21 protein-coding genes are annotated in these 26,120 nt (G+C 71.3%); 14 read left to right on the forward strand and 7 right to left on the reverse strand.

Features of this window, described 5'->3' with window-relative positions; all coding sequences use genetic code 11:
* Nucleotides 1-9: 9 nt before the first annotated feature.
* On the reverse strand, nt 10-1,383 hold the full coding sequence (locus tag WMF43_RS39465; RefSeq protein ID WP_437672944.1) for an MFS transporter: 1,374 nt from the start codon (nt 1,381-1,383) through the stop codon (nt 10-12).
* A gap of 107 nt (nt 1,384-1,490) precedes the next feature.
* On the opposite strand from WMF43_RS39465, the gene WMF43_RS39470 reads away from it, so the two are divergent.
* The 7 genes from WMF43_RS39470 to WMF43_RS39500 all read left to right on the forward strand — a co-directional run bounded on the left by WMF43_RS39470 (nt 1,491) and on the right by WMF43_RS39500 (nt 10,856).
* Nucleotides 1,491-2,294: a glycosyltransferase family 2 protein gene (locus WMF43_RS39470; protein ID WP_437672946.1), complete on the forward strand. Its 804-nt coding sequence runs from the start codon at nt 1,491-1,493 to the stop codon at nt 2,292-2,294.
* Nucleotides 2,295-2,308: 14 nt separating this feature from the next.
* Nucleotides 2,309-3,805, forward strand: coding sequence for a C45 family autoproteolytic acyltransferase/hydolase (locus WMF43_RS39475; RefSeq protein ID WP_437672948.1), 1,497 nt, complete (start codon nt 2,309-2,311; stop codon nt 3,803-3,805).
* Nucleotides 3,806-4,147: 342 nt separating this feature from the next.
* On the forward strand, nt 4,148-6,607 hold the full coding sequence (locus tag WMF43_RS39480; RefSeq protein ID WP_437672950.1) for a cytochrome c peroxidase: 2,460 nt from the start codon (nt 4,148-4,150) through the stop codon (nt 6,605-6,607).
* 227 nt (nt 6,608-6,834) lie between these two features.
* A complete protein-coding gene (locus WMF43_RS39485) occupies nt 6,835-7,476 on the forward strand; it encodes a LolA family protein (protein ID WP_437672952.1) in 642 nt (213 codons plus the stop codon).
* Between the two features lie 209 nt (nt 7,477-7,685).
* Entirely contained in the window at nt 7,686-8,864 is a 1,179-nt protein-coding gene (locus tag WMF43_RS39490; RefSeq protein ID WP_437672954.1) for an SUMF1/EgtB/PvdO family nonheme iron enzyme, read from the forward strand.
* A 431-nt stretch (nt 8,865-9,295) separates the two neighbouring features.
* A complete protein-coding gene (locus WMF43_RS39495) occupies nt 9,296-9,871 on the forward strand; it encodes a YybH family protein (protein WP_437672956.1) in 576 nt (191 codons plus the stop codon).
* A gap of 94 nt (nt 9,872-9,965) precedes the next feature.
* Complete coding sequence (locus WMF43_RS39500) at nt 9,966-10,856, forward strand: helix-turn-helix domain-containing protein (protein ID WP_437672958.1); 891 nt, start codon at nt 9,966-9,968, stop codon at nt 10,854-10,856.
* Here the strand turns inward: WMF43_RS39500 and WMF43_RS39505 are convergent.
* Together WMF43_RS39505 and WMF43_RS39510 are read right to left on the reverse strand one after the other, a co-directional pair.
* Nucleotides 10,849-11,241 (reverse strand): hypothetical protein, encoded by a 393-nt coding sequence (locus WMF43_RS39505; protein WP_437672960.1) that lies wholly within the window; start codon nt 11,239-11,241, stop codon nt 10,849-10,851. The genes WMF43_RS39500 and WMF43_RS39505 overlap by 8 nt on opposite strands.
* Nucleotides 11,242-11,273: 32 nt before the next feature.
* The gene (locus tag WMF43_RS39510) at nt 11,274-11,978 is read right to left on the reverse strand and encodes a hypothetical protein (RefSeq protein WP_437672961.1); all 705 of its coding nucleotides are present in this window, start codon (nt 11,976-11,978) and stop codon (nt 11,274-11,276) included.
* 355 nt (nt 11,979-12,333) lie between these two features.
* On the opposite strand from WMF43_RS39510, the gene WMF43_RS39515 reads away from it, so the two are divergent.
* The 5 genes from WMF43_RS39515 to betC all read left to right on the forward strand — a co-directional run bounded on the left by WMF43_RS39515 (nt 12,334) and on the right by betC (nt 19,952).
* Complete coding sequence (locus tag WMF43_RS39515; RefSeq protein ID WP_437672963.1) at nt 12,334-13,359, forward strand: zinc-dependent alcohol dehydrogenase family protein; 1,026 nt, start codon at nt 12,334-12,336, stop codon at nt 13,357-13,359.
* A gap of 733 nt (nt 13,360-14,092) precedes the next feature.
* Complete coding sequence (locus tag WMF43_RS39520) at nt 14,093-15,373, forward strand: hypothetical protein (protein WP_437672965.1); 1,281 nt, start codon at nt 14,093-14,095, stop codon at nt 15,371-15,373.
* A 6-nt stretch (nt 15,374-15,379) separates the two neighbouring features.
* Entirely contained in the window at nt 15,380-17,191 is a 1,812-nt protein-coding gene (locus tag WMF43_RS39525; protein ID WP_437672967.1) for a glycine betaine ABC transporter substrate-binding protein, read from the forward strand.
* A gap of 11 nt (nt 17,192-17,202) precedes the next feature.
* A complete protein-coding gene (locus WMF43_RS39530) occupies nt 17,203-18,441 on the forward strand; it encodes a quaternary amine ABC transporter ATP-binding protein (protein ID WP_437672969.1) in 1,239 nt (412 codons plus the stop codon).
* Nucleotides 18,438-19,952, forward strand: a complete 1,515-nt coding sequence (gene betC, locus WMF43_RS39535; RefSeq protein ID WP_437672971.1) for a choline-sulfatase — start codon at nt 18,438-18,440, stop codon at nt 19,950-19,952. Before WMF43_RS39530 ends, betC begins: the two co-directional genes overlap by 4 nt.
* Nucleotides 19,953-19,984: 32 nt before the next feature.
* On the opposite strand, the gene WMF43_RS39540 is transcribed toward betC, so the two are convergent.
* Nucleotides 19,985-21,019 carry an AraC family transcriptional regulator gene (locus tag WMF43_RS39540; RefSeq protein WP_437672972.1) on the reverse strand — a complete coding sequence of 345 codons (1,035 nt, stop codon included), beginning with the start codon at nt 21,017-21,019 and terminating at the stop codon, nt 19,985-19,987.
* Nucleotides 21,020-21,147: 128 nt separating this feature from the next.
* On the opposite strand from WMF43_RS39540, the gene WMF43_RS39545 reads away from it, so the two are divergent.
* The gene (locus WMF43_RS39545; protein ID WP_437684187.1) at nt 21,148-22,056 is read left to right on the forward strand and encodes an NmrA family NAD(P)-binding protein; all 909 of its coding nucleotides are present in this window, start codon (nt 21,148-21,150) and stop codon (nt 22,054-22,056) included.
* Between the two features lie 36 nt (nt 22,057-22,092).
* Here the strand turns inward: WMF43_RS39545 and WMF43_RS39550 are convergent, their stop codons facing one another.
* Complete coding sequence (locus WMF43_RS39550; protein ID WP_437672974.1) at nt 22,093-23,316, reverse strand: MFS transporter; 1,224 nt, start codon at nt 23,314-23,316, stop codon at nt 22,093-22,095.
* A gap of 482 nt (nt 23,317-23,798) precedes the next feature.
* Here WMF43_RS39550 and WMF43_RS39555 point away from each other — a divergent pair, with 482 nt between their 5' ends.
* Complete coding sequence (locus WMF43_RS39555) at nt 23,799-24,503, forward strand: NADPH-dependent F420 reductase (RefSeq protein WP_437672976.1); 705 nt, start codon at nt 23,799-23,801, stop codon at nt 24,501-24,503.
* Here WMF43_RS39555 and WMF43_RS39560 read toward each other — a convergent pair whose 3' ends face one another.
* Complete coding sequence (locus WMF43_RS39560) at nt 24,504-25,127, reverse strand: glutathione S-transferase family protein (RefSeq protein WP_437672977.1); 624 nt, start codon at nt 25,125-25,127, stop codon at nt 24,504-24,506.
* Between the two features lie 197 nt (nt 25,128-25,324).
* Entirely contained in the window at nt 25,325-26,110 is a 786-nt protein-coding gene (locus tag WMF43_RS39565) for an alpha/beta fold hydrolase (RefSeq protein WP_437672979.1), read from the reverse strand.
* Nucleotides 26,111-26,120: the final 10 nt, after the last annotated feature.

The following is a 26,120-nucleotide window of genomic DNA, read 5'->3' on the forward strand; positions in this document are numbered from 1 at the left end:
CCCGGCAAGCTACCTGCGCTCCGTCTCCGGCGGCAAGGAAAGCTCCGTCTCCGGCGCCCCCGAAGACCCCGTCTCCTGCGGCGAGCGCACCTCCGTCGCCCCCAGCTCCGCCACCGCCAGCTCCGCCGCCCCCGTCGCCGCCGCCCGCCGCCGCAGCATCCACTCCAGCCCGATCCACGCGAGCACGCCCGCCCCGAGCCCGATCCACGCCGCCGACGCCGGCGCCTCGATCCGCTCCGCGACCACCGCGCCCCCCAGCATCGTGGCGCACAGCCCGATCGTCAGCGCCAGGTTGTCCACCGCCGACAGCCGCCCGACGAAGCGGTCCGGCGACAGCCGCTGCAGCTCCGAGCTCGACAGCACCCAGTTCGCGCCGCTGCCCAGCCCCCACACGAACGCCACCCCGAGCAGCACCGCCCAGTGCCAGTGCCGCGCCAGCGCGACCGCCGCGATCCCCCCGAACGCCGTCCACGCCGCCGCCGCCGCCGCGACCTCCCCCCGCACGCCGCGGCGGACGAGCGCCACGCCAACCAGCGGCCCGATCCCCGTGCCCGCCCCGCGCACGCACTGCATCAGCCCGAGCGTCAGCGCCGCCGTCCCGGCGAACGCGCGCTGCGCCGCGATCACGTTGAGCAGCAGCAGCGCCCCGCCGTTCGCCAAATGGACCGGCGTCTTCGCGAGCACCGCAGCGAGCAGCCGCGGCCGCTCCCACGCATGCCGCCACGCGAGCGCCAGATCGCGCCGCACCGACGCGATCGCGCTCGCGACGCCGCCCTCCGCCGGCCGCCCCTCCGCCACCATCGGCGGCAACCCGCCGAGCAGCAGCGCCCCCAGGCCGAACGACGCCGCGTCCAGGACGAGCGCCGTCGTCGGGCCGAGCGCCGCGATCGCGCCGCCCGCCGCCATCCCGACCGCGAGCATCACGCTCCACGTCGCCGACAAGATCGCGTTCGCCTCGAGCAGCTCGTCCTCCTCGACGACGTGCCGCAGCACCGCGCTCTGCACCGGAAAACGCAGCGCACCCACCGACGCGCGCACGAACACGAGCACCTGCACCGCCGCCACGCTGCCCAGGACGACCGCGCCCGCCATCGCCAGCGTGAGCACGCCCTGCACCACGCTCGTCACCACGAGCAGCCACCGCCGGTCGAGCCGATCCGCAAGCACCCCCGCCACCGGCGCGAACAGCGCGATCGGGAGGTGATGCCCCACCATCACCAGCGCGAGCGCCACGACCCCGCTCCCGTCCCCGAGCGCAAGCAGGCTCACCGCGACGAGGCTCATCCAGTCGCCGAGCAGCGACACGATCTCGCTCAGCCAGACGCGCCGGAGATAAGGACGCCGGCGGAGCAGGCCCGGCCGCGCCCGCGGTCGCGCATCCACGGAGGTCGCAGAGGTCACGGAACCCACGGAAGCCCTGACGACGTGGAGGACAGATCGCGCCTGCCGCTGTTCATCCAGGGCACACCGTGGTAATCGCGGCAGGGTCCATGCGAATTTGCGCCATCATTCCCGCCTACGAGGCCGAGCGCAACGTTGGGGACGTCACACGCGAGACGCTGCGGGTCCGCGAGCTGGCCGGCGCGGTGATCGTGGTGGACGACGGATCGAGCGACCGGACGGCGGAGCGGGCGCGCGCGGCGGGCGCCTCCGTGCTGATCCACCCGGAAAACCGGGGCAAGGGCGCCGCCCTGCGGACCGGCATGGAGTTCGCCCTCGCCGCGGGCTTCGACGTCGCGATCACGATCGACGCGGACGGCCAGCACCCGCCCGAGGAAGCGCTGCGCCTGCTCGACGCCGACCCGGACCCGGAGGCGCTGGTGCTCGGCGTCCGGGACCTCGTCGGCGCCGGCGCGCCGCGCGCCAACCAGATCTCGAACCGGATCTCGAACTTCTTCCTCTCGCTCTTCGCCGGCCGCCCGTTCGCGGACACGCAGTGCGGCCTGCGCCGCTACCCGCTCCGGCGCACCCTCGCGCTCGGCGCGCGCGACGACGGCTACGCCTTCGAGGCGGAGATCCTCCTGCGCGCGGTGGCCGCCGGCGCCCGCATCGTCGAGGCGCCGATCCGGGTCATCTACCCGCCCGAGGACGAGCGGCTCACGCACTTCGACAGCGTGCGCGACCCGGCGCGGATCGTGACCCGCGTGCTCGCGACGCTCGCGCTCACGCGCGGCCTCCGCCACGTGCCCGCCGCCCCGGCCCCGGCCCCGGCCGCGCGCCGCGCCGCCGTCGCGAGCGCGCTCGTCCCCGAGCTCGACCCGCGCCCGTCCCAACCGACCGCGGCGTCTCCCTGAGATCGGGGGCGGGCGTGCGCCACCGCCGCAAGCTCATCGCGGCCGCCGCGCTCCTCGTCGCGCCGGCGCTCGCGCACCTCGCGGTCGGCGCCGCCACGCGGATCGAGCCGCCGCCGATCCGCGCCACCGCCGGCGAGCCCGCGGCCGGGCCGGCGGGGCTGCGCGTGCTCGGCCCCGCCTACGCGCGGCCCCGCGGGCGCATCCTCGAGGCGCGCCTCGCCGGCTCGCCCGAGGAGATCGGCCACCAGCACGGCCGGCTCTTCTACCCGGAGATGGTCCAGAACGAGGGCACCCTCTACGACCAGTTCCGCCGCTACGTGCCCGTCGCGCCGCTCCGGTGGCTGCTCATGGACCTGTCGCGCCTCCAGTTCCGCGGCGTCGACCAGGGCATGGCCGACGGCGTCAGGCGCGAGATCGCCGCGCAGGCCCGCGCCTTCGCGCCCGACCCGTTCGACGGGGTGCTGCCCACGTACCACCGCTTCGTCTTCCTCCAGTCGCTCTACGACATCGCGCTCTCGTTCGAGCACTCCCCGCTCATCGGCTGCACGAGCTTCGCGCTCACGGGCGGCGCCTCGGCGGGCGGCCACGCGCTGCTCGCCCGCAACTTCGACTTCGAGGCGGGCCCCGTCTTCGACGAGGGCAAGGCGGTGTTCCTCGTCCACGAGGCGGGCAAGATCCCCTACGCCTCGGTCGCGTGGCCCGGCCTCGTCGGCGCGGTGACCGGGATGAACGCCGAGGGCCTCGCGCTCGTGGTCCACGGCGGGCGGGCGGGCGAACCGCGCGCCGCCGGCGAGCCGGTCGTGCACACGATGCGCGCGGTGCTCGGCCGCGCGCGCGGCGTCGACGAGGCGCTCGCCCTGCTCGACGACCCCGCGCACGCGCCGATGGTCTCGCACCTCGTGATGCTCGTCGACGCGGCCGGCGAGGTCGCGATCGCCGAGCGGGCGCCCGGCGCGCCGCTCCACGCGCGCAGGGGCGGCGCGCGCCGCGGGAGCGACAGGGTCCCGCTGACGAACCACTTCGAGGGGCCGCTCGCCGGCGACCCGCGCAACCAGCGCGTCGAGGCCGAGACCTCGACCCACGCGCGGCGCGCCCGCCTCGACGAGCGGCTCGCGGCCCTGCCCGACGGCGTCACGGTGGAGGGGGCGGTCGACGTCCTGCGCGACCGGCGCGGCCCCGGCGGCGCCCCGCTGCCGCTCGGCGACCGGCGCGCCATCGACGCGCTCATCGCCACGCACGCCGTCGTCATGGACGCAACCGCGCGCGTCCTCTGGGTGAGCGAGGGCCCCCACCTCGCCGGCCGCTTCCTGCGCTTCGACCTCGGACGGCTGCTCGACCCGGCGTTCGACCCCGCGCTCGACGCGGCCGAGCCCGAGGCCCTCCCCGAGGACCCGCTGCTCACGAGCGGCGACTACGCCGCCTGGGAGCGCGCCGGCTCGCCCCACCCCGGCGGAGAGCGCGGCGCCGCCGCACCTGATGCCGGCGCGTCGACTTCCCCGCCCGGCGGCTGAATGCCCGAACCCGCTGCTTGCACTATACGCCCCGCGCCCGGCAGCGGAATACCTGAGCCCGCCGCCTGCACGCCCCGCGCCCGGCGGCTGAACACCTGAGCCCGGCAGCTCCACGCCCCGCCCCGGGCGCAGGTGTGCCAGGGCGGCGCACGCGCCGATTTCCTGGGGCATTTCAATAAGCTGTCGAGCGCAACCCCTCACCCACGCCCGTACACCGGGGCTAGGACACCTCTCGTCCGGCGCTCCCCTACCGCATGATTGCCTAGCGCGAGCTTCCGGCCGACAATGCGATCCGGGGCGCAAGGTCACGGCAACGGAAGCGGTGACCTGGTCGACCGGACCATGACTGAAATCAACTTGATCAACAGCACCCTCGATTCCCGGTACCTCATCCTCGGGCTGCTCGGCGAGGGCGGAATGGGGGCGGTCTACGAGGCAAGGCACCTGGGGACCGGTCGCCGCGTCGCCGTCAAGGTGATCACGAGCAAGCTCGCGCAGGACGAGGCCGTCATGGCGCGCTTCGAGCGCGAGGCCAGGGCGGCCGGCGCCATCGACAGCGAGCACATCGCGAGCGTGCTCGATAGCGGGAGGGACCGCGCGACGGGCCTGCCGTACCTCGTCATGGAGCTGCTCTCGGGCGAGGACGTCGACCAGCTGCTCCGGCGGCTCGGCCCCCTGCACCCCGAGCTCGCGCTCTGCATCGTCGGCCAGGCGTGTGTGGGCCTGCAGAAGGCGCACGACGCCCGCGTCATGCACCGCGACATCAAGCCCGCGAACCTGTTCCTCGCCCGGCGCGACGAGGGCGAGGTCTCCGTCAAGCTCCTCGACTTCGGCGTCGCCAAGATCCAGGCGGAGGAGGCGGCCGAGTTCCAGCAGGAGCTCACCGCCACGAGCAACCTGATCGGCTCGCCGATCTACATGTCGCCAGAGCAGGCGCGCAACATGAAGGACGTCGACTTCCGGACGGACCTCTGGTCGCTCGGCATCGTCCTCTACAAGATGCTCACCGGCCGCACCCCGTACCGGAACTCCCGCGGGCTCGGCGAGCTCATCGTCGCCATCTGCTCGACGCCGGCGCCGCCCCTCCAGGGCCTGGCGCCCTGGGTGCCGCCCGAGGTCGCCGAGATCGCGCACCGCGCCCTCCAGATCGACCGCAACCTCCGCTTCCAGAGCGCGCTGGAGATGCTGGACGCCTGCCGGTCGCTCCTGCCGCACGGCATCTCGATCCACGAGGACATGCTGCAGCCGCTGCCCGACTCGGTGCAGTCGCAGGTCCCGCCGCCCTCGCGCTCGTTCCCGAACCCCGACGCCCCGACGCGGCGCCCGCCCACGTCGCCGGGCACGGCCACCAACTGGCCCGAGGGCCCCGAGTTCGCGACGCGTCGGCCGCCGACTCCGGTGGCCACGCCCCGCAGCTGGCGCGACAGCGCCGAGCTCGCGACACGTCGGCCGCCGACGCCGGTCAGCACGCCCCGCAGCTGGCCCGAGCACGTCACGCCGGTCGGCCACCAGACGAGCACCACCGGGCGCGGGATGGACCACCGGCCCGACGGGCCGCCCTCGTCGCGCACGGTGACCGGCACCTCCGTGCCCTTCCAGCAGACCGTGGTCGCGGGCGGCGGCGAGCCGGCCCCCGCGGCCTCGCGCCGCGGCAGCAGGGCAGCCCCGCTGCTCGCGGCGGCGGCGCTGGTCGCCGTCACCGGCGCGGGCGTCGGCGCCTGGCTGGTGCAGAAGACGACCGCGGCCGCGTCCGGGACGGGCGCCGCGCCGGCGGGCCCCGCCGCGCCGGCGGGCGCCGCCGCGCCGGCGGCCGCCGCGCCGGTCGGCGTGGGCGAGGGCATCATGCTGGATCCGGAGCGGCTCGCGAGCTTCGGCCCGCTGCCCTCGGTGGTGACGACGTCGACCAACCCGCTCACGGACGAGAAGATTCACCTCGGCCGGATGCTCTACTTCGACAGCCGGCTCTCGAAGAACCACGACCTCTCGTGCAACTCGTGCCACCCGCTCGATCGCTACGGCGCGGACGGCATGAAGGTGTCGATCGGGCACGCCCACCAGAGCGGCCGGCGCAACACGCCCAGCGTCTACAACTCCGCCGGGTTCTTCGCGCTCATGTGGGACGGCCGCATCGACAGCCTCGAGGAGCAGGCGAACGGGCCGATGATGAACCCGAGCGAGATGGCGATGACGCCGGTGCGGCTCGAGTCGACGCTGCGCTCCATCCCCGATTACGTGAAGGCGTTCAGCCGGGCGTTCCCGAACGACCCGTGGCCCGTCACCGTGAACAACACCGCGCGCGCGCTCGCCGCGTTCGAGCGCAAGCTGTTCGCGCGCGGGCGATGGGACCGGTTCCTCGAGGGGGATCCGCGCGTGCTCACCGAGGCCGAGAAGGAGGGCTTCAACGCGTTCGTCGACGTGGGTTGTGTCACGTGCCACTTCGGCCCGCACATCGGCGCGACGATGTTCCAGAAGCTCGGCCTGGTGAGGGCGTGGCCCGACACGATGGACCGCGGCCGCTTCGAGGTGACGAAGAAGAACGCCGATTTCATGGTGTTCCGGGTGCCGACGCTCCGCAACGTGGCCGCGACGGCGCCGTACTTCCACGACGGCTCGGTCTCGTCGCTGCCGGAGGCGGTGCGGCTCATGGCGAAGCACCAGCTCGGCAAGGACCTGAGCCACACGACGGTCGACCAGATCGTGACGTGGCTCAAGTGCCTGACGGGCGAGCTCCCGAAGGACTACATCGTGAAGCCGGAGCTCCCGGCGAGCGGACCGAACACGCCCGACCCGATCGCGGACTGAGCGCGGGCCGAACGTGGACTGAACGCGGGCCGAACGCGGGCTGAACGTGGGCTGAACGTGGACTGAGCGCGCGCGGGCGGAGCGAGCCCGCGGCGCGCTCGCGGGCGCTGCGGCGCGCGGCTGACCGGACGGGGCGCCGCCGGGGCTCGCTTGCCCGCGCGCTGGGCGTGTGGGATCGAATCGCGGGCCCGCGCGGCTCGTCCGAGTGAAACAGGAGAACGACGGCGATGCAGAGGCGATCTTTCCTGGTGGGTCTCGCGGCGTGCGGCGGCGCGCTCTCGCTGTCCGGCCGCGGCCGCGCGGACGAGGTGGGCGACGCGCTGGCCGAGATCACGCGGGCGCGGGCGTCGGTGAAGACGCTGGTCGCCCCGTTCACGCAGGAGCGGAGCATCGGCCTCCTGGCGACGGCGGTGAAGAGCGACGGGGAGATGACGCTCGTCCTGCCCGATCGCCTGCGCTGGGAGCTCAAGCCGCCGGACGCGATCACCTACTGGCTCACGCCGGAGGGCTTCGGCTTCGCGACCCCGAAGGGCGCGGCCGGCGCGGGGCGCGGCGCGGCGGGGCGCTTCGGCGCGGTGCTCTCGGACCTGCTCGTGCTGCTCGGCGGCGACCTCGGCAAGCTCCGGGCGCGCTACGACCTGTCGATCCCGAGCCGCGCGGACGGGATCACGCTCGCCGCGCGGCCGCGGGCCGAGGAGGTGGCGAAGCACGTGCGCAGCCTCGAGATGACCTCGGGGCCGGAGCTCTGGTCGGTGCGGCGCGTCGTGATCGAGGAGAAGAACGGCGACCGGAGCGTCATCACGTTCGGCAAGGTGGCGCGCGACGTGACCGTGGACCCGGCGCGGATGCGGGCGCCGAAGCCGGGCTGAGCGGGCGCCGCGCGAGGGCGCAGGACCGCTCCTCGAAGAGATCGAAGATGCAAGCGAACTCGAGGTCCCCGGCGCCCCCCGCCGGGCTCGTGTACTCGCGACCGTTGATGTTGTTCCACCCCGTGTCGGCCGGCTGAATGGCCTCATCGCCGGTGATGAGCGCGCGGCGCCTGGTCCCTCTGGCCGCGATTTCGACTATGACGCCCGGCATGCGACGCCTCCTGCTCCCCCTCCCCGCCCTGACGCTCGCCGCCGCCTGCTCTGCCGCTCCGCCGGAGCCTGCCCAGCCGGCGGGCCCGATGCGCGATGAACGCCCAGAGCCCCCGCCCGCGGCCGCGCCCTCCCCCGCCGGGACCGCGGGCGCGGCGCCCCCGGCGGCGGAGGCGGGCGCGCCTCCTGCCGAGGCCGGTGCGGCCGGCGGGGAGAGCGCGGGCGGCGCGGCGTCGCAGGTGTGCCCGGCCGACATGAAGCTCGTCGACGGCGAGTACTGCAGCGAGGTCGAGCACACGTGTCTCCGCAGCTGGTACGACAAGTCGAACAAGAAGACCGTCTGCGAGGAGTTCGCCCCCACGCCCGGCCGCTGCACCGGCGAGAAGACCAAGAAGCGGTATTGCATCGACACGTACGAGTGGCCGAACAAGAAGGGCGAGCGGCCCGAGGTGATGAACCGGTTCCACCAGGCGCAGATCAAGTGCGCCGCCGTCGGCAAGCGCCTCTGCACCGAGTCGGAGTGGACGCTCGCCTGCGAGGGCCCCGAGATGAAGCCTTTCCCGTACGGGTATTCGCGCGACGCGACGAAGTGCAACGGCGACCACCTCTGGGACGACCCCGACATGAAGAAGGTCGCGAAGCGCGATCCGGGCGAGCTGGCGCGCCTCTGGAAGGGGGTGAGGAGCGGGTCGCAGCCGCAGTGCATCAGCGACTATGGCGTGGCGGATCTGCCCGCGAACACCGATGAGGTCGTGGCGAGCGAGACGACCGGCGGCTGGCGCGGCAAGTTCGACAGCGTGCACACCGGCGGCCCCTGGTACAAGGGCGTGCGCAACCAGTGCCGCCCGAAGATCTACACGCACGACGAGGGGTTCTACTATTACTTCCTGAGCTTCCGCTGCTGCGCCGAGCCCGACGGCAAGGCCACGGACCCGCGGACGCCGCGCCAGATCCAGGAGGGGTGGCAGATGGATCGGGTCGAGCGGCTCGCGCAGTTCACGATCGCGGACATGCGGGAGAAGCTCGAGCTGAAGGCGCAGGGCAAGTGCGAGTGCAAGGCGCACGACATCCTGTGCAAGACGATGTGCGGCACGCTGCTCGGGCCGGGGGCCGTCGACGCGACACCGGGCGCGGCGCAGGGCGCCGGCGCGGCCGCGCCGGGGAGCGAGAAGCGGTGAGCTAGCACCGCGCCGCCCAGGGACGAATTTGCGGTGCAGAACCGGCGCGAGCCGTGGGATTCGGCGCGGTCTCGGGGGGCGCGACGACGGCAGGCATCTCCGGCGGCGTACGCGCCCGGTCGCCCTGAGGAGACCTTTCGCTGCCATCCGAGATCCGGAGCCTAGCTCCGAGCGTCACAAGCCTCGGCCAGGGATCCCGAGAGATTTAACGCAAAGGCGCAAAGGCGCAAAGGCGCAAACCAGAATTTTCTCTGTATTCTTGCGCCCTTGCGCCCTTGCGCCCTTGCGCCTTTGCGCCTTTGCGTTAAATCTCTCTTCTCTCGCCGTGATCCCTGCCAAGGCCTCTCACAGGCGGAACTAGCTGCGTTTCACGCGGAGGCCGACCTCGCTCTGCGCTGGCCTGGGCATAAGCATGGGCTATAGGTTGCCTCATGTCATCCCAGTCCCCCACCCCAGCTGCCCCTTCGCCTACTTCGCTCACCTTGGCCGCGGACCGGCCCGACGCCGACGAGCTCGCGCGGCTCGTGCTGCGCTTCTGCGACGCCTTCAATCGCGAAAACCTCGACGAGGCGATGACCTACTTCCACGAAAACGCGCTCTACGTGCCGATGGACGGCAAGCGGCACCACGGACGCGCGGCCATTCGGGCGGCTTTCGAGCCTCAGTTTCAGGGCGCCTACGGACGCCTCGAGTTCATCAATGAAGATTTGATCGTCGACGCCGCGCGCGGCCGCGCCGTGCTGCGCTGGGTCTGCCGTCACCACCTCGACGTCCCCGCGCGCGGATCGCTCCGTCGCCGCCTCGGCGCCACGCTGCTCCGCCGCGCCCTCGGCCGCGGGCGCGACTGGCAGGGGCTCGACGTCTTCTACTTCGAGGGACGCCAGATCGCGGAGAAGCATAGCTTCTCCAGGACGTCGTTGCCGCTGTTTCGACGTGAGCTCCAGCCCGAGCCCTGGCGGGGACCCGCGGACCTCGAGGACGAGGCGCGCCCGCGCAAAGACGGCTGAACGAGACGCCGTCGACGCGACGGGATGGCGAGTCCCGCCAGCGGCTCCGTCCGCCCGGCTTGACAGAGCCGGCTCACGTTGCTTCCATGTTCACATGGAGCGCGAGGACCCCTCGCCGTGCGAGCAGCTTCGCCGCTCCGCGGAAGGCACGGCGCCAGGGCTGTCGCCCCGGAGGGCGGTCTCGTCCCACCCGCTCGGCGCCGCCGAGATGATGATGATCGACGGTGGGCCGCCGCGGTCGGTGCACGAGCCGCGCTCCGAGACCGGCGGAGGGCACGCTGTCCTGCTTCAGCTCGAGGGAAGCTGCGTCATCGAGCAGCCCATGGCCACCTGTGAGCTCACGCCCGGCTCGATGGTGATCCTCGACGACGCGATACGAACGGTGCGCACGGCGACCGGCAGCGATCCCGCGCAGCGGTGGCTGTTTGCGCGCGTTCCATCGCGCTCCTTCGGAGGTGGCATGTGGGGGCGCGCGGCGCTCCGCGTCATGACGAAGGACAACGCCGTCGATCGGCTGCTGCACGACCTCCTCTTGAACCTCTGGTCCTCGGCGCCTCACATCGACGGCGTGCAGCAGGAGGCGGGTCTCGCGGCGCTCGACGCCTCGGCGAGGATGTCGTCCGCCGCGCAGGATGCGCGTCGGACTGCGCGCGTCCATGTCCGGGTGGAGCGTGCCATCGAGTTCATCGAGCGCGAGCTGGCGGATCCTGACCTGACGGCCGAGCGGGTGGCCTCTGCGCAACGGGTCAGCCGGCGGCACCTCGATGGGCTGTTCGCGGCGAGCGGATCGAGCGTCGAGGCCTGGATTCGAGAGCGTCGGCTGCAGCGCGCCGCGGAGGCGCTGCAACTCGGCGGTCCGGACAGGAAGCTCCTGGCGGTCGCGGTCGAGCACGGGTTCTCCAGCCAGAGCCACTTTTCGCGCGCGTTCGCCCGTCGCTTCGGCATGACGCCCAGCGCGTGGCGCAAACGCGCCTCGCTCATCTGAGCAGATCTCGGGCGCGGCGCATTCTCTTGAGGACACGAAGGCTCAAGAGCAGCGGGGCGCCGACGAAGGCGGCGACGAGGACGGATATCGTGAAGGCGCGCGTCCCCGTCGTGAGGTTGTCGAGGGCGCCGATGTTGAACATGACGACCGGCGGCACCAGGATGGCCGCGCCGAGCATCGTCGCCGCCGCGGTGTGTACGGCGTCCACGGTCGCGTGGCGCAAGGCCCGCGCCGTCCCGAGCGCGATCCCGATCGCCACGGCGCCGAGGAGCCCGATCGGGAGGCGCGCCAGCGTCCGGTAGGCATCGGGACCGAAGAGCCGCGCGGGCATGACGAAGCACGCGAGGCCGAGCGCGAAGACCGCCGCGCCGACAGCGCCGATCACGACGCGGATCCAGGCGGGTGCTCGCGCGGGCGTCACGCGTCCTCCAGGACGAAGTCGAAGGTCGCGACCGGAAGGCCCGAGGCGGTCTCTCCGAGGTCGACCACGAGCCTCGGATTGAACGTGGGGTCGTTCGCATGGCTCTTCGCATCCTCCGGAAAGAAGATCTGCGTGGTCAGGAGCTTTGTCCTCGCCCCCTGCACCTTGACGTGGATATGAGGGGACCGGGCGAAGCCGAAGAGCACGTACCCCTTCGGGAAGATCGTGCTCACCTCGAACTCGCCGCCCGGGCCGGTGAGCTGATGGCCGCGGTACCCGTAGTCGACGTTATCGTAGAGCGCGTTCTCGTCGGTCTGCCAGAGATCGATCACGGCCCCCGAGATCGGGCGGCAGCGCACGTCGAGCACGCGGCCCCGCAGCACGAGCTCGCGGCCGCGGTGGCCCTGGCGCCGGAAGTCCTTCTTGAGCGGCGTGTTCGGGGCGTAGAAGGGCCCCTCCTCCGTGCGGTCCGTCGCGGGCCGCTCGACACACGCGGGCGTGGGCGCGAGCGAGGCGTCCGGCGGCGCCGACGCCGGCAGCTCGTAGACGAGGGGCTGCGGGAAGAGCTGCTTCGATACCAAGCCGCCGAGACCGAACGCGGCCAGACCGAGGCCGCCGAGGCCGGCCGCCAGGACATCGCGGCGCGTAGGACTGCCGTCGTCACGCGTAGGGTTCACCGAGAAGTTCGCGCCGTCTTTCATCGCAGAGCTCCTTGCCCCGTTACCCCGGAACGGGTCATCGGAACATGCCGCAGGCGGAGCTCGGACGTTTGCTCGAGGTGGAAGTGAAGGTTTGGCCGACGTGGAGGTCGAGGGCGTCGTCCACGGCGTTCAGCCGCCGCCCTCCCCCGAGCGGATCGCGCCCGCGCGCCGGCGAGACCGCCGCGCGTCGCCGCCGGCGAGCTCGTGGCCGGGGCGGCGGCGCGGATCGACGGCGGCTCGATGCCGGCCTCTCGATCCCGCTCTATACTCGCGAGGTCGCCGCGCCTGACCTCGCGTTCAGCGGCGCCGGGGCGCACCCTTGGGCGGCGTTCGACGGACAGGAGAGGATGAGCACATGAAGGCATACGAGCTGCAAAAGACGCAGGAGACCGGGGGAGCGGATGCGTGGGTGCAGGTGGAGAGGGACGCGCCGAAGGCGGGACCCGGGCAGGCGCTCGTGCGCATACGGGCCGTGTCGTTGAACTACCGCGATCTGCTGATCGCGAAGGGCGGCTACCTGCAGCCGGTGACGCGGCCGGTGATCCCGGTCTCGGATGGGGCTGGCGAGGTCGTGGCGGTCGGAGAGGGGGTGACGCGGGTCAAGGTGGGGGACCGGGTGACGCCGACGTTCTTCCAGACGTGGACCGACGGCGAGGCGAAGCGGGAGCAGCTCCGGGACAGGGCGCTGGGGGCCGGGAGCACGGATGGGGTGCTGGCGGAGCTCGTGGCGCTCGACGCCGAGGGGCTCGTGCCGCTGCCGGAGCACATGAGCCTGGAGGAGGGGGCGACGCTGCCGTGCGCGGCGGTTACGGCCTGGAACGCGCTGGTGCCGCAGGGGAAGCTCCAGGCGGGGCAGTCGGTGCTGGTGCAGGGCACGGGCGGGGTGTCCATCATCGCGCTGCAGCTCGCGCATGCGCTGGGGGCGCGGGTGATCGTCACGTCGAGCAGCGACGAGAAGCTGGCGCGGGCGCGCGAGCTCGGGGCGGACGAAGGGATCAATTACCGGAAGCACCCTGACTGGGAGGAGAAGGTGCTGGAGGCGACGGGTGGTCAGGGAGTGGACCACGTGATCGAGGTAGGCGGGCAGGAGACGCTGCCGAGATCGATCCGGGCGACGCGAGAAGGGGGGCACATCTCGCTGATCGGGCTCCTGAGCGGGGCGTGGGGGGCGCCAGAGCCGAAGGTGATCGAGCAGAAGAGGCTCCAGGTGCTGCCGGTGTTCGTCGGGAGCCGGGTGATGTTCGAGGAGATGAACCGGGTGCTGGTGGCGCACCGGATCAAGCCAGTGATCGATCGGGTGTTCGGGTTCGACGAGGCGCCGCAGGCGATGAGGCACCTGGAGTCGGGGGCGCACTTCGGGAAGGTGGTGATCCGCGTCTGAACGGCCCGAGCCGGACCGGCGCCGAGAGGCCGCACCACCGCCACGACACGTCCGTGTCGTCCTGGGGCACCGATCATGTTGTTCGAGCGAGAAATCAAGCGCCAAGGACGCCAAGGCGCCAAGATATTCTCTTCTTCTTGGCGTTCTTGGCGTCCTTGGCGCTTCGAATTCTGCTCGTTTCAGGCTGGTTCAACCCGCTTGTCGCTCTAGCCGCTGCCCACCAGATCCACGGCGTCCAGCCCTTCGCCCTCAATCGCGACCTGGATTCCCAGCAGCGCTCGCGCGCCGCCCGGTAGATGGATCCCTGGGCGACGGGCAGCAAGACCCGCAGCTCCGCTCTCGCGGGCACCTCCGCTGATCACCACGACCCGCACATGACTCGGGACCATCGTGGCTCGCTGCGCCTTCGATGTAGGTCTCTTGCATACCCGGGTACGGCCGTCGCGGCCTCCTTGGGCGCGAGCGGGGCAGTCGTGCTCTCCGCGTGAGCGCACGAAGGCCGCTGCGAGGGGCGCCGGCGCGCCGAGCCGCGAGGGGCAGCGACGCGATGCCGAAGAAGTTGATTGTACACAAGGCCCACGTCTGTTATAGCGGACGCACGTCTTCTTTTGCGGATGCGATGCGCTGCGTCTGGCCCGCATGAACGATCTCCGAGCCCCTCCGACAGCAGCCCAGCGCCCTTCGAGCGGCGGAGACGGCTACGCAAAGGTTCCCTCTCAAAGGTTCCCTCTCCATGACCCATCGCTCATCGTCCGAGCGCCGCTGGATCCATTCGCTAGGCATCGCCGCAGCGCTGCTGAGCGCTGCCCGTCCTGCGGCGGCGCAGCCCGCGGGGCCGAGCCCGACGGCCGCCGCGCCCGACGGCGCGGCGCCACCGCCGGGCGGAGCGGCCCCTCCCGCGCCTGTCGCCCAGGCGACGGCACGACCTCCGCCGGCGAACAGCGCCGTATCCCCCGCGGCGGCGGCGACGGCGGAGGCAGAATCGGCGCTGGCCCTCCGCATCGGCGGGGGAGCTATCGTATGGTACTATCAGCCGTTCCTGAGCGGCTACAAGCCCAACATGCAGCTAGCCTTCATCGCCCTCCGCATCAAGGCGACGTATGGCAGGTTCGGCGTCTACGTCCACCCCCGCATCCGCGACACGAAGGCCGCCCCGTTCTTCGAGGGGACTGTATGGATCGAGGAGGCGTACGCCTGGGCCGACCTGGTCACGGGTGAAACGCCGCTGACGCTGAAGATCGGGAAGATCTATAACCAGCTCGGCCTCTTCTGGGACAACTCCTTCTACGGCAACATCCAGATGTTCGACGGCCTCAAGCTCGCCCCCGAGCACGGGCTCTCCCTGGAAGGGAGGTTCGGCGCAGAGGACAAGGCTGGGGTCCGGTATACCGCGCAGTTCTTCCCTGTCGACGGGCGGACCAACCTCTCCTCCCAGGACCGCGACACCGTCTCGATCCCGGGCGCGCGCCGCCGTTACCAGGCCATCGTGCGGGGCGAGCCCTTCGTGCAGCTCGACGGCGCGACCTCCCTCAAGGCCGGCGTCTCCGCCGAGTACCTGCAAGCGGACCTCCCGTCCGGCCCGAAGGACGTGCTCCGCGGCGCGCTGGATACGACGCTGACGATCGGGAAATGGGGGCTCTGGGGGGAGTTTCTCTACCAGAGGGGCCAGACGGTGACCGACTTCCCGTACGCCGGAAAGCCCGCGACGGACACCGCGCCTGCCGTCCCCGGGCGCGCCTCGGCTCACAACTACTATGTCCTCGCCGGCACGGAGTACACCTACGGCCGCGTCACCGCGCGCTACAACTTCAGCTACGGCCGCTACGCAGACCAGGCGGTGAGCGAGTGGATCCACGAGCCCGCGGTCGGCGTCGCGCTGGCCGAGAACCTCGGCATCCTGACGGAGCTCGTGCTCTGGGAGCGGAGCGCCCCCGAGGGCCATTCGTTCGTCGACAGGAGCCTCGCCATCTCGCTGAACGGGCGCTTCTCTCATCTCGTGACCGGCAAGGAGTAGATCGCGATGGCCCTTGTTGCTGGTTTTCGTAAGCTCTTCGCGGCCGCGCTCACGCTGCTTGCGCTCCTCGCCTGGGCCCTGCCCGCGCCCGCCGCGGAGGACTGCGGTAAAGTTCGCCTCTCCGACATCGGCTGGACAGACATCACCGCGACGACCGCGGTCGCCTCGGCGGTGCTGCAGGATCTGGGGTACGAGCGCCGCGTCGACCTGCTCTCGATCCCGGTCACCTTCGAGAGCCTGAAGAACGACGACGTCGACGTCTTCCTCGGGAACTGGATGCCCGCGCAGGCGGACGGCATCAAGCCGTACATGGAGAGCGGCGCGGTGGTGGACCTCGGGGTCAACCTGGAGGGGGCCATCTACACGTTCGCCGTGCCCAGGTACGTGTCGGACGCCGGGGTCACCTCGGCGGAGCACCTCGCGGCGCACAAGGACAAATTCAAAGGCAATATCTACGGCATCGCGCCGGGGGCCGCCGCCAACCGGATGGTGCTCGGGATGATCCAGCAAGATGTCTATGGCCTCAAGGGCTTCACGCTGGTCGAGTCCAGCGAGCAGGGCATGCTCGGCGAGGTGAGCCAGGCCGTGGCGAACAAGGAGTGGATCGTCTTCTTCGGGTGGAGACCGCACCCGATGAACAACCAGATCGACATGACCTACCTCGCCGATCCGCTCGAGAAGTGGGGGCCGGGCGGCGGCGCGTCGGTGGTCCACACGGTGGCGAGCAAGGGCTTCGTGGAGCGTTGCCCGGACCTCGTGAAGCTCTTCAGGAACATGAAGTTCACCGCCGAGATGGAGAACGTCCTGATGGGGCAGATCCTCGAGGGCAAGATGGCCCCGGAGGACGCCGCGCGGGCGTGGCTCCGCGCCCACCCCGAGCAGGCCGAGGCCTGGAAGAGCGGCGTGCCTCCCGCGCGCGCGGCGGCCCCTCGCGCCACGACCCCCGCGGCGCCGCTCACCGAGGCAGAGACCCCGGCGGCGACCGCGCGGAAGCTCCCCCTGGGCGACTGGATCGAGCGCGGGACAAGGCTCATCACCGCCCGGTTCGCGGGGCAGTTCCGCGCCGCCTCCAGGGCGGTCTCCTGGCTGCTCGAGGGGAGCGTACACCTCTTGCTCCTCGCCCCGCCGCTGCTCCTGATCGGGGCCGCTGCCCTGCTCACCTACGCGCTGCGGCGCCGGGTCGCGCTCTCGGCCGCGGTCCTCGCCGGAGGGCTCTTGATCTGGAACCTCGGCTACTGGCAGCCGACCCTGGAGACGCTCGTGCTGGTGCTTATGTCCACTACGCTCTCCCTGCTCCTCGGCGTGCCCCTCGGCATCGTCGCCGCGCGGCGCGCCAGGTTCTACGCAGCGCTGCGGCTGTTGCTCGACCTCATGCAGACCATCCCGACGTTCGTTTATCTCATCCCCACGCTGATGCTGTTCGGCCTGGGCGTCGTCCCCGGCCTCCTCTCGACCGTGGTGTTCGTCCTCCCGGCGCCGATTCGCCTGACGTACCTGGGCATCACCAGCGTACCCAGGGAGATCATCGAAGCCGGGGAGGCGTTCGGCGCGCGGCCCATGCAGCGCCTCTTGAAGATCGAGATCCCGCACGCGCTGCCGACGATCATGGAGGGCGTGACCCAGGCGCTGATGCTCTCTCTCTCCATGGTGGTCGTCGCCGCGCTCGTCGGCGCCGGCGGCCTGGGCTCGCCGGTGGTGCGCGCCCTCAACACCGTCGATATCCGTCAAGGGTTCGAGGCAGGGCTGGTCATCGTCATCCTGGCCATCTTGCTCGACCGGACGTTCAAACATCACAGACCCCAGCGCACCTTTTCGTGAGGCAAGAGCGCATGATCAAGGTCGAGCATGTCTACAAGGCGTTTGGCCCCTCCCCGCGGGGCGCGCTCGCCCGCCTGGACCACGGAGAAGATCGGGAGGCCATCCGCAAGGCCACCGGAAACCTCGTCGCGCTCGCGGACGTCTCGGTCGAGGTGAACCCGGGAGAGATCCTCGTCGTGATGGGCTTCTCGGGGTCCGGCAAATCCACGCTCCTCCGCTGCCTCAACGGCCTGGTCCGACCTGATCGCGGCCGCGTGCTCATCGAGGACGGGGGCCGGGAGATCGACCTCACCACCGCGGACGAGGAGACCCTCCGGCAGATCCGCCTCACGCGGATCGCCATGGTCTTTCAGAAGCACGCGCTCCTGCCCTGGCGCACGCTGCGCCAGAACGTCGCCCTGGGGCTCGAGCTCCGCGGCCTCAGCAGCGCCGAGATCGACAAGATCGCCGACGCGAAGCTCGATCTCGTGGGCCTCGGTGACTGGAAGGACAAACACCCCGACGAGCTGTCCGGCGGGATGCAGCAGCGCGTCGGCCTCGCCAGGGCGCTCGCCACGGACGCGGACATCCTCCTCCTCGACGAGCCCCTGAGCGCGCTCGACCCCCTGATCCGCATGCGAATGCAGGACGAGATCCTGGCCCTGCAGCGGGTGCTCAAGAAGACCATGATCTTCGTCAGCCACGATCTGGACGAGGCGCTGCGGATCGGCACTCGCATCCTCCTCATGGAGGGAGGGCGCGTCGTGCAGCTTGGCACCCCGGCGCAGATAGTCACCGCCCCGGCGACGGCGTACGTGAAGAAGTTCGTGGCCCACGTCAACCCGCTCGCCATCCTCCGCGGAGATGCGCTGATGCGGCCCCTCGCGAGCCTCCCACGTGCCCCTCTGGACCCGCGCGTCGTCCTGCTCGACAGAACCGGGCGTTACCGCTGCGTGCTGAGCGCGGAGGGCCGGCCTTCCACGCTCGTTTTCGAGGGCAAAGAGGGGGGGCGCTTCGTTCCCTACGACGATACCCTCGCGCTCGACAGGATCGCCGAGGACGCGATCGTCACCGGGAGGCTCGACACGACGATGCGCACCGCGCTCACCGTGAACCACGCCACAGGCCGGCCCATGCTCATGGTGGACGCCGACGGCAGGCTCGAAGGGGTCATCAGCGAGTGGGAACTCCTGCGCGCGATGGCGGAAGAACGATCGACCCCCGCGGATCGACAGGGCTCAGCGCAGGGCATCGAGGCGGCGGCGCCATGAGCCCCCACAAGACCCGGCCGAACATCCTGTTCATCATGGCCGACCAGCTCGCGCCGCAGTTTCTGCCGGCGTACGGCCACCGCGTCGTGAAGGCAAACGCGATCGAGCGGCTCGCCGGCACGGGCGTCGTCTTCGACGCCGCCTACTGCAACGCCCCGCTCTGCGCGCCCTCGCGCTACGTGCTGATGACCGGGCGGCTTCCGTCGCAGATCGGGGCCTGGGACAACGCCGCCGAGCTCTCCGCCGACATCCCCACGTTCGCCCATTACCTCTCGAGCCTCGGCTACCGCACCTGCCTGAGCGGCAAGATGCATTTCTGCGGCCCCGACCAGCTCCACGGCTTTCAGGAGCGGCTCACCACGGACGTCTACCCGTCCGACTTCACCTGGACGCCTGACTGGGACGCGCCAGACCGCGTGCTCGACTGGTATCACACGATGGACGTCGTGCGGAACGCCGGCCCCTGCATCCGCTCGAGCAACCTGGACTACGATGACGAGGTCGCCTTCACCGCGACGCGTTACCTCTTCAACCACGCGCGGCAGGCCGACCGGCGGCCGTTCTGCCTGGTCGTGTCCTTCATCCATCCGCACGATCCGTACACGATCCGCCCCGAGTTCTGGTCGATGTACGACCCGGAGGAGATCGACATGCCGGCGGTCAGCGCGCAGGACGCGCCGCGCGACCCGCACTCGGAGCGGCTGCGGCGCGCGATCGGGATGGAGGATCCGCCGCCTGCGCCGGACCAGGTCCGCAACGCGCGAAGGGCCTATTACGGCGCCGTCAGCTACCTTGACGGCAAGGTCGCCGCGCTGCTCCAGGCGCTCGAGGAGGCCGGCCTGGCCGAGAACACGGTCGTGATCTTCACGAGCGACCACGGCGACATGCTGGGCGAGCGCGGCCTCTGGTACAAGATGAGCTGGTTCGAGCACTCGGCCCGCGTCCCGCTGATCGTCTCGTTCCCTGCCGCGTTTCCGGCGCGTCGCGTCGCGGCCTCTGCCTCGCATGTCGACCTGCTCCCGACGCTCGTCGATCTGGCGACCGGCGGCGGCCGGTACGATTACCCGACCCCGCTGGAGGGCCGGTCCTTGCTGCCGGAGCTCTCGGGGAGCGTCGGCCGGGACGAGGCGATCGGCGAGTACTTCGCGGAGGGCACGGGCGCGCCGCTCTTCATGATCCGGCGGGGCGCCCGGAAGTTCGTCACGTGTGATGGCGACCCGGATCAGCTCTACGCGCTCGACGAGGACCCGCGAGAGCTCCGCAACCTGGCGGGCGATCCGGCGCGCGGCGGCGAGGTGGAGCTGCTTCGCAACGAGGCGAAGCGGCGCTGGGACGTGGCGAGCCTCCGGGCCCAGGTGCTCCAGAGCCAGCGGCGCCGGCGCTACCTCGCCCAGGTGATGCGCACGTCCGGCGTGAGCTGGGATTACCAGCCGAGGGAGGACGCCTCGAAGGCCTATATCCGGAACAACCTGCCCATCTACGAGATCGAGCGCAGGTCCCGCTTCCCGTGAGCGCCGCACCAGGTTGGCAGGCCATTCGCGCCTCACGCCCTTGCGGCTCGTCGAGCTGGCGGATCTTGACCTCCCTCGGATCGGGGCCGAGCGCCTGGCTCAGCGCGTAGATTGCTCTTCCGCGCGTGCTGCTGGCGACGGTAGGCCCCCGGCGACATGCCCGACCACTGTCGGAACGCGTGGCTGAACGAGGCTTCCGACGCGTAGCCGGTGAGCTGAGAGGTGCGCGCGAGCGTCGCGCCTTCGCGCAGCAGCGTCGTCGCCCTCTGCATGCGCATCCGCGTGAGGAAGCCGAGCGGCGGCTCGCCCACGAGGCTCGTGAAGCGCGCCGCGAAGGCAGACCGCGACAGCCCGACCTGCTCGGCGAGCGAGGCGACCGTCCACGGATGCTCCGGTCGACGGCTCATCAGGCCCAGGGCCGTGGCCATGCCCGGGTCGCGCAGCGCGCTGACCAGCTCGAGCGATCGACACGAGTGAGAAGGCTCGTCGCCGAGCGTCTCGACGTACGCCCGCATCACGTGGACGAACAACACGTCAGCCATGCGGGCGAGCACGAGATCGGAGCCGAACGGCCTCGACTCGATTTCTCGCGCGAGGAGACGGAGGTGCTCCACGAGCGACGTCTGACCCGCGCCCGCCCCAGCGAGCCGGAACACGGGCGGCAACGACGACACGACGGGGACGGAGAACGGATCCTCGAGCTCGACCAGCGCCGACGTGACCCTCGTCTCGGTCCCCGCGCCGCCCAGGGTCAGGCGCCACACGCGATCGTCACCGCTCGCACGGACCCCGGGCAGCTCTTCGAGAGCGACCACCGGCGTGCCTTTGCGATCCCGGAGCGAATGCGCCAGGCCGTGCGGTACCACGACGACATCACCGGTCGTCACGGCGAGCGCGTGGGCGTCGTCCTCGGTCGAGAGCCAGGCCGCGCCGCTCACCACATGGTGGATGCAGAAGGTCGAAGGCCCACCTCGAAGCGCGACGCCCCACGGCGCCCTCGCGTCGAGGCAGGCCCACGACGCGGCCCTCGCTCGAACCGAGGACAGGAGTTCGCTCAGAGGGTCCACGCGCGGCCCCGGCTGGACGATTTCGTAAGCAACTTGGACGCGCTCGACTGGTCGCATCCGCGCGAGCGCCGCATGGTTGTGGGGTAATTCGAGGCCTTCATTCGCCTCGGGAAGGGTAACTCATGTCCATTGAAGCGACCACCGAGCCGGTGCTGGTCACCGGCGCCACGGGCAAGCAAGGCGGAGCCGTCGCCGCTGCGCTGCTCGAGCGAGGCGTCCCCGTGCGTGCGCTCGTTCGTGACCCTGCCGCGGCCCCTGCGATCGCGCTGCGCGCTCGCGGCGCTGTCCTCGTGCGGGGCGACTTCGACGACCCCGGCTCGCTGCGCGTCGCCAGCGAGGGAGCGCGGGCGGTGTTCTCCGTGCAGCGCCCGAACATCGCCGACCTCGAGTCGGACTGCGAGCGAGTGCAGGGAAAGAACCTCGTCGAGGCGGCCCGGGCGGCCGGCGTGCCGCAGTTCATCCACACCTCGGTGTCCGGAGCCGGCGCGCACCACCGGCGCGCGCCGGGCTGGGAGCTCGAGCGGGGCGCTGCCCGTAACTACTGGGAGAGCAAGGCGTACACCGAAGAGCTGGTGAAGGACGCCGGATTCCGCTTCTGGACCCTCATCAAGCCGTCCTTCTTCATGGAGAACTTCGTCCGCCCTTCCGTCATGTTCGAGGGGGGCACGGGGGACCACCTGCTCACCACGATCGCGCCTGACACGGAGGTGGCCCTGGTCGCCGTGCAGGACATCGGGGCAGCGGCCGCGGCCGCTGTCCAGGAGCCGTCACGGTTCCACGGCGTGGAGCTCGAGCTCGCGAGCGAACGGTTGACGATGCGCGAGATCGCCCGTGCCCTGTCCCGTGCGCTCGACCTTCCCATCGAAGCTCCGTCGCTCACTGTCGACGAGGCCATCGCCCGGGGTGCCTTGCCCATGATCGCGCGCCCGCACGAGCGGCTGAACCACCACGGCAGCCCGGCCACTCCCGAGGCGGCACGCGCGCTTGGCATTCCGCTCACCGACTTCGAGACCTGGCTGCGACACCACCCTGTGTGAGGTCGAGGGCTTGCCTGACGGCGCGTGTTGGTGCGGTCACTCCGACTCGCCCTCGGCGAGCGCGACGGGCTGGTGGCTCTCGGTCAGCACGCCGCGCCCGTGCCACACCATCAGCACCGCATAGAGCGCCGCGAGCACGCGAAAGCCGCTGAGCAGGCCGAAGCGCTGCCCGAGCGAGCCGCCCGCCACCGCGCCGATCAGGCTCCCGGCCGGTCCCGAGAGCGAGAACAGACCGCCTACCCGGCCGCGGCCGAGCTCGGCGGTGAGCGCCGCGAAGCGGTTGACGCTCGTGAGGTGCTGCACGCCCAGCCCGAGCCCGAGCAAGATCGCCCCGATCCACAACGACGCGACGCCGAGGGGGAAGGCGAGCAGGAGCTCGGTCGCGAGCAGCAGCGAAAAGGCGATCGCGTAGCGGGTCGCGTCGCGCAGCGGCGACAGGGCGCCCCCGGCGAGGAGCAAGGTCAGCACGAACACGGCGCCCTGGATGGTCACCAGGCTCGCGGCTTGTGGGACCGAGAGGTGAAACTCGCGAATCGCGATGAGCACCACGAACACGGCGAAGTAGGACATCGCCATCTGACCACACAGCTCGATGAGCATGCTCTGGCGCAGCTCGCGGCGAGACAGGATGATCCCGACCTGTCCGCGCAGGCGCTCGACGAGCGGCGTGGCCGAACGTCCGCGGCCGGGGGGAGCGCCGGAGAGCACGCGATCGCCGACGAAGACCGTCGCCAGCAGCCCGAGCCCGGTCACCACGAACACGCCGGTGTAGCCGAGCAGGCCCAGGAGCTGCGCGCCGAGCATCGGGCCCACGAAGAACATGCCGAGCGAGTGGGACGCGCGCTGCCAGCCTGCCTTGCGCGGGCCGAGGCGAGGAAGCAGGTGAAGAAACTCGGTCTGGGTCGCGACCATGCGAAACGGGTTGAGCAGCCCGAAGAGGACCACGCCCGCGATGAGCTGCCAGGGCCGATCCATCTGGGTGAAGCCGAGCAGGTACAGCGCCGCGCCCGCGAGGCCGCCGAAGCGGAACAGCGGCCGGCTGCCGTGGCGGTCGATCAGGCCTCCGACCGGCATCGAGAGCAGCAGCATGCCGGTGAACTGCAGGCCGCCGACCAGGCCGATCTGCCAGGGGGAGGCGTGGAGCGAGGCGGCATACAGCGGCAGGACCACCTTGGCCACGCCGTTGCTCGTGCCCGCGAGCATGCCGAGCACCATGAAGCCGAGAAGATAACGCTGGGGGAGAGGCGGCGAAGAGGTCATCACGCGAACCGAGGCGAGCAGCCGCTCGATCGGCGCGTTCGTCCGCCGTGCCGAATCGGGTGTTGCTGCCGCGCGGGCGCCCTGCAAATCACGCTCCCGAGCCGGCGCAGGCCCATCACCAGCGCGCGCCTTGAGACGTCGCCGACACGCGCGGCAGGACTCGGCGGCCCCTCGTCACGCCGCGCCGCCCGCCGCCTGCTGCGCCAGCAGCACACGCGCAGCACGCGCCCGCTGCTGGCGCAGCACGGGAGCATCCGATATAACGGACGACGCATCTTTCCCAGCGGACGCTCGAGGGCGGGCTCGGGCTGGCAGTGGTCCGCCTGGGGGCCGCCTCCTGCGTGGGCCGAGGGCGGCTCGTCGTGGTACAGCCCGCCCTCGACGTGAACGGCGCGAGCGATCGCCCGTCTGCGTCAGGCGATGCACCTGGACCGCCGGCGTCTGCGCTCGATCGCAGGCGACTCGGCTCGAAGGAGTGACACATGAAGATCGGAATCATCGGCGCCGGCTCGATCGGCGGGTCGCTGGCAAAGCTGTTGGGGAAGCTCGGTCACCAGGTCGTGATCGCGAACTCGCGCGGGCCGGAGACGCTCCGCGAGGTCGCCGCCGAGACCGGGGCCACCCCCGTCACGGCCGCGGAGGCCGCGCGCGGCGGCGAGATCGTGGTCGTCACGATCCCCCAGCGCGCGGTCGTGGACCTGCCGAAGGATCTCTTCGCCGGCGTGCCCGCCGACGTGGTCGTGATCGACACCAACAACTACTACCCGGTCCGCGACGGCAGCATCCCGGCCATCGAGGCGGGGCAGGTCGAGAGCGCGTGGGTCGCCGAGCAGATCGGGCGGCCGGTGGTCAAGGCGTTCAACAACATCTACTTCGAGAGCCTGCTCACGAAGGGCAAGCCGAAGGGCGCGCCGGGGCGCGTCGCGCTCCCGATCGCGGGGGATCCGCCGGAAGCGCGGGCGAAGGTCATACGCCTCGTCGACGAGCTCGGCTTCGATCCGGTCGACGCGGGCGGCCTCGAGGACTCGTGGCGCCAGCAGCCGGGTACCCCTGCCTACATCCACGACCTCGACGCGCCTCGGCTGAAGGAGGCGCTCGCCGCGGCCGAGCGGAGCCGCATCCCCGAGTACCGCAAGGCCTCGGACGACTGGCTGCGATCGCTCCTCGCGTCGCAGAGCCCGAGCTGATCAGCCCGGCCTGACCCGCTGGGCCGCAGGACGGCTCGTGCAGCGGGCGATCCACGCGTTCACGTTCGCGAATGGCGAGAGATCCACGCCGAAGCGGGCGAGGAACGGCAGCGCCGTCACGATCGCCACGTCGGCGAGCGAGAACTGGTTGCCCACGAGGTACTCCTTGCCCTCGAGCGCGCGGTCGAGGATCCCGATCCCGTTCGCGAGGTCCTGCTTCGCGCCCTCGGCGACCTTGGGGTTGCGCTCGTCGGCGGGGAAGCGCTCCAGGGTGTTGCGCAGGAGCCGCGTCGTCGCCTCGAACAGCGTGACGTTGCTCCAGGCCATCCACTTGAACGCCTCGGCGCGATCGCCGCTGAGCGGCGGCGGGAAGAGGCCCTTGTCCACGCCGAAGCGCTCGCCGAGGTAGAGCAGGATCGCGAGCCCCTCGAAGATCGGCTTCCCCTCCGCGATCAGCAGCGGGACCTTGCCGTTCGGGTTGAGCGCGAGGTACTCGGGCTTGCGCTGATCTCCCGCAGCGAGGTCGAGCTTGACCTTCTCGTAGGGGACACCGAGCTCCTCGAGCGCCCAGTGCACCCGGTCTGCGCTCGTCATGGGGGCGTAGTAGAATTTGAGGTCGGACATGCGGCGAGCAGAACCCCGCCGCGCTCGAGCCGCAAGGGGGCTTTGTTCGTCGCGCAGGAGCTCGATCTCGGTGGGCGGCGCTCCACCTGAAGGACGTCACGCCCGAGGCGCCGTGACCCGACCGGGGTTGGGGGAACCAAGCCACGGCCCTTGGCTCCGCGTGCTCCTTCGAGCGTCCACGATTTGCGCCTTCCCGCTCACGCGGCTTCGAGCCCCGTGACGAAATCACGCAGCGCGGACGCGAGCGCGAGGGGCGCCTCGAGGGGCGACAGGTGCCCTGTGCCGGGCAGGACGCGCAGGCCTGCGCCGGCGATGCGCGGCACCACCTCGCGCCGCAGGACGTCGAGGCGCTCGACCTTGTCGAGCTCACCGGCGATCACCAGCGCCGGCGCGTCGATCGACGCAACGGCTGCGGAGATGTCCTCCTGCGACGCGACGTGCGGCCAGGCGGCCTTGGCGGCGGGCGCGCCGCGCAAGCTGTCCTCGATCACCTGCTGGCGCAGCGCGGAGCTCAGCGGACGCGCGGTCAGCACATGATCGAGCACAAAGCCGACCGATTCCGGCGAGTCATAGGCGCGGGCCATGGTCGCGCGTTGCTCGTCGCTGAGCGGCATCGGCGTGGGCGGCGCCGGGGCGACGAGGACGAGCCCCCGCAGTCCGGCAGGCCGGCGGGACGCTAGCAGCTGCGCGACCTTGCCGCCCATCGAGTGGCCCACCAGCACGTGGCGCTCGAGGCCGAGCGCCTGGATCACGGCCTCCGCGTCATCGGCCAGGTCGCCGATGCGATAGTCCTCTTCCGGCGCGTCGGAGTCGCCCCAGCCGCGGTGGTCGATCGCGACCGTGCGGCACCTCGGGGAGAGGGCCTCGGCCACCGCCGCCCAGGTGCGCGATGAGCCGCCCCAGTAATGGAGGAAGACGAGGGCGATGTCCCCCTCGCCTCGCTCCCGGACATGGATCTGGATCCGGTTCGCCGTGATCTTCATGAGCGCTCCA

The sequence above is a fragment of the Sorangium sp. So ce131 genome (genome assembly GCF_051519095.1).
Lineage (GTDB): Bacteria > Myxococcota_A > Polyangia > Polyangiales > Polyangiaceae > Sorangium.